A 14705-nucleotide genomic window follows, 5' to 3' on the forward strand; every position below is an offset into this window, starting at 1 on the left:
CCCGAGGAGAACACACCGTATGACCGGACCCGACGCCGCGTCCGTCCCCGTCGACACCAGCCGGCCGCATCCGGCCCGCGTCTACGACTGGTGGCTGGGCGGCAAGGACAACTACCCGGTGGACGAGGAACTGGCCCGCAGGATCCTCGCGGCGGACGACACGGCGGTCCGCGGGGCACGCGCCAACCGCCGTTTCATGCACCGGGCGGTCCGCACGGTCGCCGAGGCCGGGATCCGCCAGTTCCTGGACATCGGCACGGGCATCCCCACCGAGCCGAACCTGCACCAGGTGGCCCAGGCAGTGGCCCCCGAGGCTCGGGTGGTGTACGCCGACAACGACCCGATCGTGCTCCGGCACGCCGAGGCACTGCTGCGCGGCTCGGCGGAGGGTTCCACCGACTACGTCCACGCGGACGTACGGGACCCGGACACGGTCCTGCGGCAGGCGGGCGAGTCCCTGGACTTCGGGCGGCCCGTCGCGCTGTCGCTGGTGGCCCTGACGCACTACCTCGGTGACGCCGTCGACGGGGACGACGCGCACGGTCTGCTGAAGCGGTACGTCGGCGTCCTCGCGCCGGGCAGTTTCCTGATCCTGTCGCAGGTCACGCCGGACCTGAACCCCGAGGCGGTGGGGAAGGCCGCCGGTCTGTTCGCGCGCAACGGCACCCCGTTCTTCCCGCGGTCCCTGACCGAGTTCGCGCGCTTCTTCGACGGACTTGAGCTGCTGGGCCCCGGCATCATCCCGGTGACCGGGTGGCGGCCGGATCCGGAGGACGTGGCGGCCCAGGCGGAGGGCATCGTGCCGGTGTACGCGGGAGTGGCGCGCAAGCCCTAGGTGTACTGACCTGAAGCGTTGTTCACGCGGCTGATGGGTGGGTGGCCGCGAAGGCGCCTCGTCCGCCCGCGCGGGCGTGGGGGGCGCGCCGGGCGTCGCGGGGCCGGCGCGCGCACCACGGACACCCCTTGGGCGCAGCCCCGGCCGCACGCCTGACCCGTACGGCCGCCGCGAACGGGTACGCTCCCGCGCCCGCCCCTAGGTTCGGGACCAGGGCGAGCAAGGGAGCGCACGTGACGGACACGCGGACACCGCCCACCGAGCCGGGAGCCGCGCTGCTGCGCGCGGGGCGGTTCTTCCGGTCCGGCACGGCCGCACCCGACCTGCACAGCATCGGCCTGGTCGGCCTGCCGACGGTCTGCTCGGAGACGTGCGTGGGACGGCTGCGGTACCCGGGGGTCGTCCTGAACGACGCCGACAAGGTGACCGCGGCCGCGTCCACGCCGGACGAGCGGGACCTGTACCGGGCGCAGCCGGACGTCTTCCTCGACCCCGAGGACCCCGAGGTGGTCCGGGCGGCCCAGGAGGCGGGCATCCCGCACGACTGGCTGGAGGCGGCCCGCCGCTCCCCCGTGCACGCGCTGGTCGGCAGGTACAAGGTGGCGCTCTCCCTGAGCCCCGAGTACCGGACGATGCCGATGGTCTGGTACATCCCGCCGCTGTCGCCGGTCGTGGACGCGCTGACGGAGACCGGACACGACGGCGAGGACGCGGACAACCTGTTCGGCGCGATCGACACGCTGCGCATCCCGCTGGAGTACCTGGCCGAGCTGTTCTCGGCGGGTGCCGTCGGCCCGGTGCGGGCGTTTCTGGAGAAGCCGGCGGCGATGCGTTCCCACACGCGGTCGGTCAACCTCGGCGAGGAGCCCGACCCGGCCGTCGCGGCCGCCGTCGGCATGGCGCCGGAGGAGGTCGAGGACATGTACCGGCTGCCGGCGATCGCCAAGCACGAGGAGCGGTACGTGATCCCGACGGCGGCCGTCGGGGACGCGCGCCGGCCGGAGGAGTCGGCGCTGCCGGACGCGTGCAGCCCGGACCACGAGGGCGGCCCCGGCATGGGCGGCGACGGCCCGTTCGGCCAGGACTCGGGCCGCCGGCGGCTTCCGCTGGTGCCGGTGGAGAACTTCCACATCCTGCGCAGGCGGCAGACCGCGGACGACGAGAGGGAGGTCTGATGCCCGGCAGCTTCGAGATGCTGTACCAGGCGGCGGCGCTCTGTCTGACCTACCCCGACGACGACTTCCGCGCCCGGCTGCCGTTGCTGCGCGAGGCCGCGCCGCAGTTGCGGGAGTTCACCGACCACGCGGCGGTGACGCCGCAGGGCGAACTGCAGGCGCACTACGTGGAGGTCTTCGACTTCAGGAACCGCCACAGCCTGTACCTGAGCCGGTGGCGCGACGGCGACACCCGGCGGCGCGGGATGTCGCTGGTCCGCTTCAAGGATCTCTACCGCGCCCACGGCCTCGAGTTCACCGGCGAGGAGCTGCCCGACTTCCTGCCGGCGGTGCTGGAGTTCGTCGCCCGCACCGGTGAGACGGAGCTGCTCGTGGAGCACCGCGACGCCCTGGAGCAGCTGCGCTCCCGGCTCACCGCGTTCGGCACGCCGTACGCCTGTGTCCTGGACGCCGTGTGCGCCACCCTGCCGTCCGCGTCCTCCGGAGCCCGCCCATGACCGTGTTCCTGTGGGGCATGCTGCCCTACGCCGCGTTCGCCCTGCTCGTCGCCGGACTGATCCGGCGGCACCGCTACGACCGGTTCGGCTGGACGACCCCGTCCTCACAGGTCTACGAGTCGAAGCTGCTGAACATCGCCTCCCGGTGTTCCACTACGGCATCCTCTTCGTGCTGGTGGGCCATCTGATCGGGCTGTTCGTGCCGGCGTCGTGGACCGACGCGCTCGGTCGACGAGCACGCCTACCACTTGTTCCCGCTCTACGGCGGAACCGCGGCCGGGGTGCTGACGGTCGCCGGGATCGGGATGGTGCCGATCGCCCTGGTGCCGTACACGCGGCTGGTCCACATGTTCAGCGCACCGGTGCAGCACCTGGTCCGGCCGTACGTGGTGTACCGGTCACGCGTCCCCAGGCGGCCGGGGCCGCGCCCGGACCGGCGGGGCTGGGAGCGGGCGGGGTCCTGAGCGGCGCTCAAGCCGCGGGGCCCTTGGTGTCCTTGCTGCCCTTCGTGTCCTTGTCGTCGTCGACGATCTCGGCGTCCACCACGGAGTCCTCGTCCTGTGCCGAGGCGTGCTGTTCGCTCCCCTCCCCCGACGGCTGCTGCTGGGCCTGGGCGTACATCGCCTGCCCCATGCGCTGGCTGACGGAGGCGAGTTTCTCGACGCCGTCCCGCAGCTCTGCCGTGTCGGCGTTGCGCTCCAGCCGGTCCTTGAGGTCGGCGACGGCCGACTCGACCTCCGCGCGGGTGTCGGCGGGAATCCTGTCACCGTTGTCCCGGATGAACTTCTCGGTCTGGTAGACGAGCTGTTCGGCCTGGTTGCGGGTCTCGGCCGCCTCCCGGCGTTTGCGGTCCTCCTCGGCGTACTGCTCGGCGTCCCGCATCATGCGGTCGATGTCCTCCTTGGGCAGTGCCGAGCCGCCGGTGACGGTCATCTTCTGCTCACGGCCGGTCGCCAGGTCCTTGGCGGAGACGTGCATGATGCCGTTGGCGTCGATGTCGAAGGCCACCTCGATCTGCGGGACGCCGCGCGGGGCGGGCGGCAGCCCCGTGAGGTCGAAGACGCCCAGCTTCTTGTTGTAGGCGGCGATCTCGCGTTCGCCCTGGTAGACCTGGATGCCGACCGAGGGCTGGTTGTCGGTCGCCGTGGTGAAGATCTCCGAACGCCGGGTCGGGATGGTCGTGTTGCGCTCGATCAGCCTGGTCATGATGCCGCCCTTGGTCTCGATGCCGAGGGACAGCGGGGTGACGTCGAGGAGCAGGACGTCCTTGACGTCACCGCGCAGGACGCCCGCCTGCAGGGCCGCGCCGACGGCCACCACCTCGTCGGGGTTGACGCCCTTGTGCGGGTCCTTGCCGGTGAGTTCCTTGACCAGGTCGGTGACGGCCGGCATCCGGGTGGAGCCGCCGACGAGGATCACGTGGTCGACGGCGGAGAGCTTCACGCCCGCGTCCTTGACCGCCTGGTGGAAGGGGGTCCGGCAGCGGTCGAGCAGGTCGGCGGTGAGTTCCTGGAACTGGGCGCGGGTGAGCTTCTCTTCCAGGTGCAGCGGGCCCTCGGCCGAGGCCGTGATGTACGGCAGGTTGATCGTCGTCTCGGTCGAGGAGGACAGTTCGATCTTGGCCTTCTCGGCGCCCTCCCGCAGCCGCTGCAGCGCCATCTTGTCGCCGCCGAGGTCGATGCCGTACTGCCCCTTGAACCGCTTGACGAGGTACTCGACGATCCGCTGGTCCCAGTCGTCGCCGCCGAGGTGGGTGTCGCCGTTGGTGGCCTTCACCTCGATGACGCCCTCGCCCATCTCCAGCAGCGACACGTCGAAGGTGCCGCCGCCGAGGTCGAAGACGAGCACGGTCTGGTCGTTCTCCTTGTCCAGTCCGTACGCCAGGGCCGCCGCCGTCGGCTCGTTGATGATCCGCAGCACCTTCAGGCCGGCGATCTCCCCGGCCTCCTTGGTCGCCTGCCGCTGGGTGTCGTCGAAGTAGGCGGGGACGGTGATCACGGCGTCGGTGACGTCCTCGCCCAGATACGCCTCCGCGTCCCGCTTGAGCTTCTGCAGCACCCGCGCGGACAGCTCCTGCGCCCGGTAGCGGGTGCCGTCGACCGTGCCCTGGTCCGGGAAGCGCCAGTGCGCGTCGCCCATGTACCGCTTCACGGAGCGCGCGGTGCGCTCGACGTTGGTCACGGCCTGCCGTTTGGCGACCTCGCCGACCAGCACCTCGCCGTTCTTCGCGAAGGCCACCACCGAGGGGGTGGTCCGTGCCCCCTCCGCGTTGGCGACGACCGTGGGTTCACCGCCCTCCAGAACCGCCACCACGGAGTTCGTGGTCCCGAGATCGATACCGACCGCACGTCCCATCGCCGTCCCCTTCCGCCAGGGCACCTACGGGCACCTATGCTCTCCAGCACAAAACTTGAGTGTGCTGTTGTCAAGGGCGCATGAGGGCACTGGCGGAAGGGGGGCGGAAAGGGACGGCCGGGGTCAGGCGAGCTTGGCCGACAGGGTGATCGTCGTGCCGGTGAGGGCCTGGCTGACCGGGCAGTTCTTCTTGGCGTCCTCGGCGGCGGCGACGAACGCGTCGTTGTCGATGCCGGGGACGGTTCCCTCGACGGTGAGGTGGATGCCGGTGATGCCCTCACCCGGCTGGAAGGTGACGTCGGCCGAGGTGACCAGCTTGGTGGGCGGGGTGCCGGCGCCGGCCAGGCCGTGCGACAGCGCCATGGAGAAGCAGCTGGAGTGGGCGGCGGCGATCAGCTCCTCGGGGCTGGTCTTCCCGTTCGCCCGCTCGGCGCGCGAAGGCCACGACACCGGCTGCTCGCCGATGCCGGACGAGTCGAAGGTGACGACACCGTTGCCCTCGAGCAGGTTGCCTTCCCAGACGGTGTGTGCGGAACGCGTGGTTGCCACGACGCATCCTTTCGAATTCTCTTGCTGTAGCCGGTCGATGGGAACCCGTTGCCCGGGTCCCCGCCCCCCATCCGATCACACTCCGGCTCAGCTCACCCGGAACACCGGTCCCCGGGCGGTGAACGGCAGCCGTGCGCCCTGCGGAATCAGGTAGGCGTGCTCGCGCCGCACCCGCAGCACGTCGCACCGGCCGTCGGTGACGACGAGGACCGGCGCCGCGGACGGGAAGTCGTCCAGGAACAGGCAGTACGGCTCGTCGCGGGCGATCGCCTCGGGCGGGCAGAACACCGAGCGCCCGTTCCGTATCCGCGGGACGCCGATCAGGTCCTCCGGGGCGAGCTGTGTGCCGAGCAGGCTCACGCACTCCAGGCCCAGCGAGTCGGCGAAGTCCCTCACCGGGGACGACTTGCCGATGCCGGGTGCGCCCCGGAGGAAGACCGGCCGCACGGTGGCGAGGCCGGGCAGCAGTTCCGGAAGGCGGGCGGGAGCGACGGTGACGGCAGCCTGCACGCAGGGCTCCTCGGTCGGGTCTCGAAGCGGACCCGCACCGGTGTGGGCGGCCCGGGTGCCGTCCGCAGCCGAATCACCGCCCGGCCGGCTCCTGCGCCCGCTGCCCGCGGGCCGCCATCACCGCGTAGACCAGCACACCCGCGAACAGGAACAGCACGCCCTGGTAGACGGCCGCGTATCCGGCGCCCGCGACGAGCCACAGCGAGAACCCGGCCGCGACCGACGCGATCACGGCGTCGCGCACCAGCCGCCCGCGGTGGACCCGGTCGCGCCGCCCGGAGACGAGGTGGAAGAGCTGCGCGGCGGTGGCCAGCAGGTACGGCACGGTCGCGGTGAACGTGGTGACGAGGACCAGGACCTCGAACACCTTCGCCGAACCGGAGGTGTAGTTGTAGACGGTCAGCAGCGAGGCGAGGACGACGGTGACGCCGACGCCGACCGTCGGCACCCCGCGGCGCCTGCGCGCGAACGCGGCCGGGAACAGCCCGTCCTTCGCCGCCGCGTACGGGGTCTGGGCGCTGAGCAGCGTCCAGCCGTTGAGGCAGCCGGTCATCGACACGAGCGCGGCGAGCGCCACGGCCCAGCCGCCCCAGGCGCCGCCGAACATGGCGTTCACGGCGTCCGAGAAGGGGGCGGTGGAGTCGACCAGACGGTCGTGGGCGACCGTGCCGAAGACGGAGAGCGTGCCCAGCAGGTAGACGAGGGCCGCGCCCGCGGTGCCGATGACGGTGGCGCGTCCCACGGTCCGCCGGGGGTTCTTGACCTCGCCCGCGCTGACGGCCGCGGACTCGACGCCGAGGTAGGAGAAGAGCAGGATCGCGGCCGAGGCGGAGACCGCGCCGATCGCGCTGCCGTCGCCGGCGTGGAAGGGGCCGAGGTTGTCCGCGTCGAAGAAGAACAGCCCGCCGACGGCGACGAGCAGCAGCGGCGCGAACTTCAGCACGGTGGACACCAGCTGCACGGCGCCGACGTAGCGGGTGCCGGCGAAGTTGGCGAGCGCGGGCAGCCACTGCAGGGCGAGGGCGGCGAGGCAGGCGGTCCAGCGGTGGTCGTTCACCGGGATCAGCACGTCGAGGTAGCCGACGGCGGCGACGGCGAGTGCCGCGTTGGACACCCAGGTGGTGATCCAGTACGCCCAGGCGGCGAGGAAGCCGGCGAAGTCGCCGAAGGCCTCGCGGGCGTAGACGTACGGACCGCCGGTGCGCGGGTCCCGTTCGGCGAGCCGGCCGAAGACCAGGGCGAGCGCGATGGCGCCGACGGTCAGCACGCCGAAGGCGAGCAGGCTGATCGTGCCGTACGGGGCGACGGAGGCCGGAAGCAGGAAGATGCCGCCGCCGATGATGTTGCCCATGACCAGGGCGGTGGCGACGGGCAGACCGAAGCGGCGGGCGTGCCGGCCGCTGTCACCGGTGGTGCCGGCGGCGTCCTCGGCGAGGGGGGCGGTGGCCGCGGGGGTCTCCTGCGGGGCCGGAGCCGACGGAGGGACGGTTCCGGTGACGTGCATGGGGTGGTGCGCCTCTCTTCGAACTGCTGCCCGGGATCGCCGGGACGGCGCCCATGGTCCGGCATGGCCCGGGGCGGCTCCAAATCAGGCGCTTTTGTCCTGTACGAACCCGTCCGGCACCGCAAAAGGTGCGCTGTCGCGGGTTGCCGGCCGGGAATCCTCCAGGGGTACCTGGGGGCCGTTCGACTCGCGCAGCCAGCGGCGCAGGACCCGGTGGACGTGCTCGGCACCGACGATCTCCGCCCCGTCGTCCACCGGCGCGGACAGGACGACCGGCGACAGCAGAAGGGCCTTCGACTGGTCGCCGCCCAGTCCGCCGTGGGAGCCGATCTGCTCCTCGAAGGCGAGGACCTCTCCGTCGGCCGGGTCGTGGAAGGAGTTGACCATGATGTCGGCGGTGTGCGGGAAGGAGTGCGTGCGCCGCACGGCCTCGGCGGCGCCGGGTCCGAAGGACGCGAGCGGGCCGTGGTCCTCGTCGAGCCGGTCCAGGGGTATCTCGGCGCCGCGCGCGCCGAGCACGACTCCGCCGTGCTCCTCGCTGCGCACCAGCAGGAAGCCGACGCCGGGGTGGTTGGCGAGGGTCGTCAGCAGTGCGGGGTGCCGGGCGTCGATCTCCTCCTTGCTCATCCGGTGCGGCACGTCCGGGAAGGACACCAGGCCCAGGTTGCCGGAGGCCAGCACGACCGGTTCCCGGCGGCGGCGGGCGGGGCGGTGCTCCTCGCCGCCCTCCTCGACCGGCCGGCGCAGGGCGGCCCGCACGGCGTTGCGCGCCTCGGCGCCGCTGCGGGTGCGCTGCGCCCGGCGCGGCACGGGCAGCCCGCAGCCGGCCCGGACCAGGTCGCCGAGGGTGAGCCCGTAACGGGAGCGGAAGGTCTCGCCGGGGCTCTGGCCGTGGTCGGACAGGACGACGATCCGGTACTGGCGCGGGGCGTGCTCGGCGACCTTCTCGATCAGCGCGACGGCCCGGTCCAGACGCTGCAGGACCTTCGCCGCGTCCCGGCTGCGCGGTCCCGAGTGGTGCGCCACCTCGTCGTACGCCACCAGGTCGGCGTAGACGGCGGTGCGTCCGGCGAGCATGTCGCCCATGACCGCGGCGACGACGACGTCCCGCTCGACGACGGTCGCGAAGGCCCGGACGAAGGGGTAGAGGCCGCCCCGGGAGACGCGCGGGCGGACCTGGTGGAGGCGGGCGCGGGCGGACTGGCCGATCTCCCGGCCCACCTCGGCGACGAAGGACAGGGCGGTGCGGACCGCGTTGGCCGGGTCGGAGAAATAGGCGAAGTAGCCGGCCCGGGACCGGGTCTCCCTGCTGCGGCGGCGGGTGGCGATGGACAGCACGAGGGCCTGTTCGTCGGCGCCGCCGCCGAACAGGTTGCCGCGGCTGGCCCCGTCGAGGCTGAGCAGCCCGCCGTCGCCGGTGTGCGCCACGGCCCGGCGCTGGAGTTCGGCGGCGCTGGTCGGGCGGTTGCAGACCATCACCTCGCCGCTGTCCTTCTCGTACCAGCGGAAGGCCGGGACGTCGTGGTTGCTGCCGTGCAGGATGCCGAGCTGGCTGGCGCCGGTCTGGCTGGACCAGTCGGTGCGCCAGGGGGTGAGCCGGTGGGTGGCGGGCCGCTCGCCGTCGCCCAGCCAGCGGGCGAGGGTGGGCATCGTGCCCTGCGCGACGGCGTCGGCCAGGACGTCGTGACCGACCCCGTCCAGTTGCAGGAAGACCGTGCCGGGGCCGGCCGGACAGGGCGGGTGGGATCTGCGGCGCCGGTCGGCGAGCCGGTAGAGCCTGCGCCGGTAGGCGTCGTCGTCGCGCACGGCGAGGGCGGCGCCGGTGGCGGAGGCCACGGCGGACATCACGGCGGCCACGACGACGGCGGTCTCCGGGGCGACCGCGCCCCGCGCGGCCGGGTTGACGTCGAGGGCGAGGAGCAGCAGCCCGCCGTTGAGGAAGAACACGAGCAGTCCGAGGACCAGGGCCGGCACGAGCAGCAGCAGGCGGACCAGCAGCGGCCAGACCAGGGCGGACAGCAGACCGAAGGCCCCGGCGCCGGCCGCGGCCGTCACGGCTATGTCGGTGGCGCTGTCCCCGTCGGCGGACTTGAGCTGGAAGTCCGGCAGGATCCCGGCGAGCACGAGCATGGTGACCGTGGAGACGGCCCACACCGCGACGCTCCGTCCGACCTGACTGGCGACCCGGCGCCAATGCCCTCCGCTCACGCCCCGCACACCTCACGTCCCGGGCCCGTCCTCGGCGCGGGCCCCTCCCCAGCCTGTCACAACGTCCCGGGACGCCCGTTTGTCCCCCGGATCCGGTTTCGCACCGTGACGGCGAGGATGACCCCCGTGCCCGGGTTCCGGGCGCCGTGGCGCTCGGGCCGCCCGTCCGCGGGGGCGGCTCGCGGCAGCGTTCAGCGGCCGTCGTAGCCGGCCGTCGGCATCGACAGCCGCCGGTGCACGCGCGCCTTCATCGCGGCGTCGTACGACGGTTCGGCGAGCCCCACCGTCTCCACGCGCACCCCGCGCCGGGCGCACTCGGCGGTGAACTCCTCGACCGAGGCGAGCGCGCTCTCCAGGACGCGGCGGCTGGGCGCCACGAACAGGTCGCGTCCCGGGCGGACGCCCTCCCACAGGGCCTCGTGGTCCGGCCGCAGGCCGCGTACCAGCAGTTCCCTGGTCACGACGTATCCCCGCTCGGCGGCCCAGCGGGCGCACATGGCGTGCTGGCTGCGGGAGTCCACCAGGAAGGGATCGTCGTCCAACTGCTCCAGTGGCGTCAGGCTCGCGATCGCCGTCACCCGTACCGGCCCCATGGTGTCCCCCCGACCTCCCGTTTTCGCCGCCGACCCTACTCCTGGACGTAGGCTTCGGGGAGTCGCGCGAAGGAGGCGAAGAGGTGCCGGCGGAGGTCACCTGGTGGGGGCACGCCACCTGCACGGTCGAGGACTCGGACATACGCGTGCTGACCGATCCCCTGTTCGCCCGTCGGCTGGCGCATCTGCGGCGCCGCCGGGGCGCCCTGCCGCCTCCGGACGCCTGGCACGCGGACCTGGCGGTGGTGTCCCATCTCCACGCCGACCATCTGCACGTGCCGTCGCTGGCGCGGCTGGACCCGGGCACCCGCCTGCTCGTGCCCCGGGGGGCGCCACGGGCGGTGCCGGGGCTGCGCCGGCTCCCGCACCTGAGGGTGACCGAGGTGGCGCCCGGTGACGAGATCGCGGTCGGGGACCTTCGGGTCAAGGTGGTGCCCGCGCGGCACGACGGGCGGCGGCTGCCGCTCGGACCGCACCGCTCGCCCGCGCTCGGCTACGTCATCGAGGGCGAGGCCCGCACGTACTTCGCCGGGGACACCGGCCTGTTCGACGAGATGGCCAAGGAGGTCGGGCCGGTCGACGCCGCGCTGCTGCCGGTGGGCGGCTGGGGGCCGTATCTCGGCGACGGTCACCTGGACGCGGGGCGGGCGGCCGAGGCGCTGACCCGGTTGGCGCCGCGCAGCGCGGTGCCGGTGCACTACGGCACGTACTGGCCGATCGGGATGGACGGCGTGCGCCCCCACGAGTTCCACGCGCCGGGCGACGAGTTCGTGCGCCTGGCGGCGCTGCGTGCGCCGGGTGTGGCGGTGCACCGGCTCGGGCACGGGGAGAGCGTGCGGGTGGAGGTCGCGCGGTGACGTGGCTGGGCGCCGCCTCGACGAGCATTCCGCCCGAGCCGACCCAGCAGGCGCTCGGGTACCCGTCGCTGTTCCTGCTGGTGCTGATCGGAGCGCTGGTCCCGGTGGTGCCCACGGGCGCGCTGGTGAGCTCGGCGGCCGTGGTGGCCGTCCACCAGACGGCGCCGTTCTCGCTGGCGCTGGTGTTCGTGACGGCGTCGCTGGCCGCGTTCCTCGGTGACATGACGCTGTACTGGCTGGGGCGGCGCGGCATGGGTTCGAAGAACGGCTCGCGCTGGCTGGAGGCGATCCGGTCCCGGGCGCCGGAGGACCGGCTCGAGCAGGCGCAGGAGAAGCTCGCCGAGCACGGGGTGGCGGTGCTCGTGCTGTCCCGGCTGCTGCCGGCGGGCCGCATCCCGGTGATGCTGGCCTGTCTGCTCGCGAAGTGGCCGATGCGCCGTTTCGCGCGGGGCAATCTGCCGGCCTGCCTGGCCTGGGCGGTGACATACCAGCTGATCGGGATCCTGGGCGGCGCGCTGTTCAAGGAGCCGTGGGAGGGCGTGGCCGCGGCGGTCGCCCTGACCGTGCTGGTCAGCGCGGCGCCGAGCGTGTGGCGGCGGGTCCGCGGCTCGGCCGCGCAGTAGCCGCGCCGCCCGGCCCACACTCCCGCGTCCTGCCTCGCCCCGAGACCCTGCTCCACTCCGCGTCCCGGCACCCTGCTTCCCCGGGCGGCCCGCACTCCGCCGCTCTGGCCGCCTCTCGCGACCGGGCCACCCCAGTCGGCACTCCCTCCCACGGCCCACCGTCCACCGCGGCCCTACCCCACGCCTCCGCCCGCCACACTGCCTCCCGTACGGCCCGCACTCCGCACTCCAACCTCCTCTCGCGACCGGTCACCCACCACGGTCCGTCACCACCCACCACACGTCGGCACCGGCCCGGCCGTCCACCGCGGCCCGGCCCCGCTCCTCCGCCCGGCATCCTGCCTCCCGGGCGGCCCGCACTCCGCGCTCCGGCCTTCCGGCCGGGCCACCCGCCACGGCCCCGCCCCGCGGTCCGCCGCCCGTCCCCTGTCCGCTCGGCCGCCCCGCGGTACGCCGCCCGGTATGCCGGGCCCCGGCCCGCCTCCGGCCTCGGCAGTCCGTGGTCACTCCAGGATTCGTGAACCGCCCACCGGCAGGTCCCACAGGTCCTCCCGGGGGCGGCCCTCCTTCTCCCAGGCCGTGCGCACGCGGGTGAGGGGTTCCAGGACCGGCTCCGCCGACAGTACGAACGTGCCCCAGTGCATGGGCGCCATCCGGCGGGCTCCCAGGTCCCGCGCGGCCCGGACCGCCTCCTCCGGGTCGCAGTGGACGTCGCTGAGCCACCAGCGCGGGTCGTAGGCGCCGATGGGCAGCAGGGCGAGGTCGATGCCCGGGTAGCGGCTGCCGATGCGGGAGAACCAGTGGCCGTATCCGGTGTCGCCGGCGAAGTACACCCGGCGGCCCTCGGGGTCGGTCAGGACCCAGCCGCCCCACAGGGTGCGGCAGGTGTCGGTGAGGGTGCGCTTGGACCAGTGGTGGGCCGGTACGAAGTCGATGCGGACGCCGTCGAGTTCGGCCGCCTCCCACCAGTCCAGCTCGGTGACGCGGGTGAACCGGCGGCGGTGGAACCAGCGGCCGAGCCCGGCCGGCGCGAATATGGGGGTGTCGCGCGGGAGCCTGCGCAGGGTGGGGGCGTCCAGGTGGTCGTAGTGGTTGTGGCTGATGACGACGGCGTCGACGCGCGGCAGGGCGCTCCAGGCCACGCCGACGGGGGTGACGCGGGCCGGCGTGCCGAGGATGCGGCGGGACCAGACCGGGTCGGTGAGGACGGTGAGGCCGCCGATCTGCACGACCCAGCTGGCGTGCCCGGCCCAGGTGACGGCGACGGTACGGGTGTCCACGCGGGGCAGCGGGCCGGGGGCGAACGGCAGCCGGGGGATGTCGGCGAGGCCCTCCGGGCCGGGTCTCAGGGCGCCCTCGCGGGCGAACCTGGCGAAGGCCCGCAGGCCGGGCAGCGGGGCGGTCAGCCGGTCGTGGAAGGTCCGTGGCCACACCCGGCGCTCGGCCAGCGGCCGGGGTGCGGCGAGGGGCGGGGAGGGGGACGCCAGGGGTGACGTGGCCGCCGGAGCGTCGTCGTCCAGCGGGGGCGTACTCGTGCTCGTGGTCGACCGGGGCTGCTGCGTCATCGAGGAGGCTCCCATCGCTGAGCGGCGCGGAGATCGTCGAAGACCGTCTTCAGATCGATCAACGCGCGTTGCACGTGTGGCAGTTCCAACGGGTCGGGGCAGGAGAGGCATTCCGCGCGCTGCTCGTCGGTGCCGCCGAGCAGGGGGCCGGTGGACAGCCGGACGCGCAGTGCCGCGAGGTCGTCGCCGAAGCGGTGGCCGCCCGGCGCGGGCATGCCGAGCCGGGCGGTGAGGAAGTCCTCCAGTTCCTGGGCGTCGCCGACGCCGTGCGCCGCGAGCGCGTCGCGCAGCGGACCGAGGTCGGCGTACAGGTGGCGCCCGGCCTGCGGGGGCCGGGCGGTCGCGCCCGCGGCGACGACGGCGGCGTGCACGGCGGCGGCCACGCGCGCGTGCAGCCGTACGGCGGCGGACCTGCGGGCGGTGACCGGCTCGGGTTCGGCCAGGGCGTACCCGGCCGCGGCGGCGACCGGGGCGGCGACACGGGCGCCCAGCGCGGTGAGCACGTCGAGCACGCGCGCGTGGAGGCCGTCCCCGGCGGCGGTGGCGGGGAAGCGGGCGATCGCGGCCGGCCAGCCCGGCGGCAGCAGCGCGCCGGCCAGGTCGGTGACGACGGTGACCCGCTCGGGCAGCATCTCGGCGGGGCTGAGCAGCACCGTGTCGTGCGGGTCGTGCAGGGTGTCGCGCCAGGTCTCGTCGCTGACCAGGTGCAGGTCCTCGGCGGCGGCGGCCTCGAGGGTCTCGTGCAGCAGTTCGGGCGGGGCGACGGTGCCGGTGGGGTCGTCGGCGACGGACAGCACGAGCAGGCGTGGGTCACCGCCCTCGGCGCGGACCCGGCGCACGGTCTCCAGGAGGGCGTACGGGTCGGGGACGCCCCCGCATTCGGCCGGGGTGGCGACGTGGAAGGCGGGTCGGCCCAGCAGCCGGGCGTACGGCCCCCACCAGGCGGCGCACGGCCGGGGCACCAGGACGTCGCCGCCGAGCGCGGCGGTCAGGGCCAGCAGCAGGGGGTTGGCGCCGGGAGCGGCGGTCAGCCGCCCGGGCTCGGCGGGCAGTCCGCGCCGGACCCAGTAGCCGCGGGCGGCGTCCAGGAGGGCGGGGGCGCCGCCGACGGGTTCGTCCCGGGCGCGGCCCGCGGCGGCGGCGAGCACGCCCGACAGCTCGGGCAGCACCGGCAGGCCGTCCTCGGGGAGCGGCGGGCCGTAGCGGACGGGGCCGTGCCCTTCGGGAGCCGTCCGCCGCATGCGTACCTCCGCGCAGTCCGTGGTGTGGTGTCCTGTCGCCGCCGGTCCGTTTCCGCTTCTTCGGTCGTGCGCGGAATTCTTCCTCGTCCGTGCTCCGATTTACCGGTCGTGCTCTGAGTACCCACCGTCCGGCCCGGACATGGCTGCGGGCCGGGTCGCGCGGATCACAGCCGGCGCGCCCGGCGGACGGTGC

Annotated in this window: 13 protein-coding genes and 1 pseudogene; 6 read left to right on the forward strand and 8 right to left on the reverse strand. The window is 73.9% G+C overall.

Annotation, left to right across the window (positions count from 1 at the left end; genetic code table 11):
- The first annotated feature begins 19 nt into the window (after window positions 1–19).
- The 4 genes and pseudogenes from IE260_RS01090 (at window position 20) to IE260_RS01105 (ending at window position 2971) form a co-directional block, all read left to right on the forward strand.
- The gene (locus IE260_RS01090) at window positions 20–835 is read left to right on the forward strand and encodes an SAM-dependent methyltransferase (RefSeq protein WP_189868490.1); all 816 of its coding nucleotides are present in this window, start codon (window positions 20–22) and stop codon (window positions 833–835) included.
- 233 nt (window positions 836–1068) lie between these two features.
- Entirely contained in the window at window positions 1069–2010 is a 942-nt protein-coding gene (locus IE260_RS01095) for a nitrate reductase subunit beta (protein WP_373303298.1), read from the forward strand.
- Complete coding sequence (gene narJ, locus IE260_RS01100) at window positions 2010–2507, forward strand: nitrate reductase molybdenum cofactor assembly chaperone (protein WP_189868491.1); 498 nt, start codon at window positions 2010–2012, stop codon at window positions 2505–2507. Before IE260_RS01095 ends, narJ begins: the two co-directional genes overlap by 1 nt.
- Window positions 2504–2971, forward strand: a pseudogene (locus IE260_RS01105) (respiratory nitrate reductase subunit gamma). Before narJ ends, IE260_RS01105 begins: the two are co-directional and overlap by 4 nt.
- 7 nt (window positions 2972–2978) lie before the next feature.
- On the opposite strand, the gene dnaK reads toward IE260_RS01105, so the two are convergent.
- From dnaK to IE260_RS01135, 6 genes are all read right to left on the reverse strand, one after another.
- Window positions 2979–4862 carry a molecular chaperone DnaK gene (dnaK, locus tag IE260_RS01110; protein WP_189868492.1) on the reverse strand — a complete coding sequence of 628 codons (1884 nt, stop codon included), beginning with the start codon at window positions 4860–4862 and terminating at the stop codon, window positions 2979–2981.
- Between the two features lie 123 nt (window positions 4863–4985).
- Complete coding sequence (locus tag IE260_RS01115) at window positions 4986–5411, reverse strand: OsmC family protein (RefSeq protein WP_189868493.1); 426 nt, start codon at window positions 5409–5411, stop codon at window positions 4986–4988.
- 87 nt (window positions 5412–5498) lie between these two features.
- A complete protein-coding gene (locus tag IE260_RS01120) occupies window positions 5499–5921 on the reverse strand; it encodes an AAA family ATPase (protein WP_308434629.1) in 423 nt (140 codons plus the stop codon).
- A gap of 73 nt (window positions 5922–5994) precedes the next feature.
- On the reverse strand, window positions 5995–7425 hold the full coding sequence (locus IE260_RS01125; protein ID WP_189868494.1) for an amino acid permease: 1431 nt from the start codon (window positions 7423–7425) through the stop codon (window positions 5995–5997).
- Window positions 7426–7509: 84 nt separating this feature from the next.
- Window positions 7510–9633, reverse strand: coding sequence for an alkaline phosphatase family protein (locus IE260_RS01130; protein WP_268254909.1), 2124 nt, complete (start codon window positions 9631–9633; stop codon window positions 7510–7512).
- Window positions 9634–9824: 191 nt separating this feature from the next.
- Window positions 9825–10226, reverse strand: a complete 402-nt coding sequence (locus IE260_RS01135) for a hypothetical protein (RefSeq protein ID WP_189868496.1) — start codon at window positions 10224–10226, stop codon at window positions 9825–9827.
- 83 nt (window positions 10227–10309) lie between these two features.
- On the opposite strand from IE260_RS01135, the gene IE260_RS01140 reads away from it, so the two are divergent.
- Together IE260_RS01140 and IE260_RS01145 are read left to right on the forward strand one after the other, a co-directional pair.
- Window positions 10310–11083, forward strand: coding sequence for an MBL fold metallo-hydrolase (locus IE260_RS01140; protein ID WP_189868497.1), 774 nt, complete (start codon window positions 10310–10312; stop codon window positions 11081–11083).
- The gene (locus tag IE260_RS01145) at window positions 11080–11706 is read left to right on the forward strand and encodes a DedA family protein (protein WP_189868498.1); all 627 of its coding nucleotides are present in this window, start codon (window positions 11080–11082) and stop codon (window positions 11704–11706) included. Before IE260_RS01140 ends, IE260_RS01145 begins: the two co-directional genes overlap by 4 nt.
- 503 nt (window positions 11707–12209) lie before the next feature.
- On the opposite strand, the gene IE260_RS01150 is transcribed toward IE260_RS01145, so the two are convergent.
- Together IE260_RS01150 and IE260_RS01155 are read right to left on the reverse strand one after the other, a co-directional pair.
- A complete protein-coding gene (locus IE260_RS01150) occupies window positions 12210–13271 on the reverse strand; it encodes an MBL fold metallo-hydrolase (RefSeq protein ID WP_189868499.1) in 1062 nt (353 codons plus the stop codon).
- Entirely contained in the window at window positions 13268–14512 is a 1245-nt protein-coding gene (locus tag IE260_RS01155) for an aminotransferase class I/II-fold pyridoxal phosphate-dependent enzyme (RefSeq protein ID WP_189868500.1), read from the reverse strand. Before IE260_RS01155 ends, IE260_RS01150 begins: the two co-directional genes overlap by 4 nt.
- Window positions 14513–14705: the final 193 nt, after the last annotated feature.

It is taken from the genome of Streptomyces viridiviolaceus (assembly GCF_014650995.1).
Classification (GTDB): domain Bacteria; phylum Actinomycetota; class Actinomycetes; order Streptomycetales; family Streptomycetaceae; genus Streptomyces; species Streptomyces viridiviolaceus.

What these genes read in the sequence shown, in the direction of transcription:
- narJ (WP_189868491.1), top strand. Translation starts at nt 2,010, where the DNA reads ATGCCCGGCAGCTTCGAGATGCTGTACCAGGCGGCGGCGCTCTGTCTG.
- IE260_RS01155 (WP_189868500.1), bottom strand. Translation starts at nt 14,512, where the DNA reads ATGCGGCGGACGGCTCCCGAAGGGCACGGCCCCGTCCGCTACGGCCCG.
- IE260_RS01150 (WP_189868499.1), bottom strand. Translation starts at nt 13,271, where the DNA reads ATGACGCAGCAGCCCCGGTCGACCACGAGCACGAGTACGCCCCCGCTG.
- IE260_RS01090 (WP_189868490.1), top strand. Translation starts at nt 20, where the DNA reads ATGACCGGACCCGACGCCGCGTCCGTCCCCGTCGACACCAGCCGGCCG.
- dnaK (WP_189868492.1), bottom strand. Translation starts at nt 4,862, where the DNA reads ATGGGACGTGCGGTCGGTATCGATCTCGGGACCACGAACTCCGTGGTG.
- IE260_RS01135 (WP_189868496.1), bottom strand. Translation starts at nt 10,226, where the DNA reads ATGGGGCCGGTACGGGTGACGGCGATCGCGAGCCTGACGCCACTGGAG.
- IE260_RS01125 (WP_189868494.1), bottom strand. Translation starts at nt 7,425, where the DNA reads ATGCACGTCACCGGAACCGTCCCTCCGTCGGCTCCGGCCCCGCAGGAG.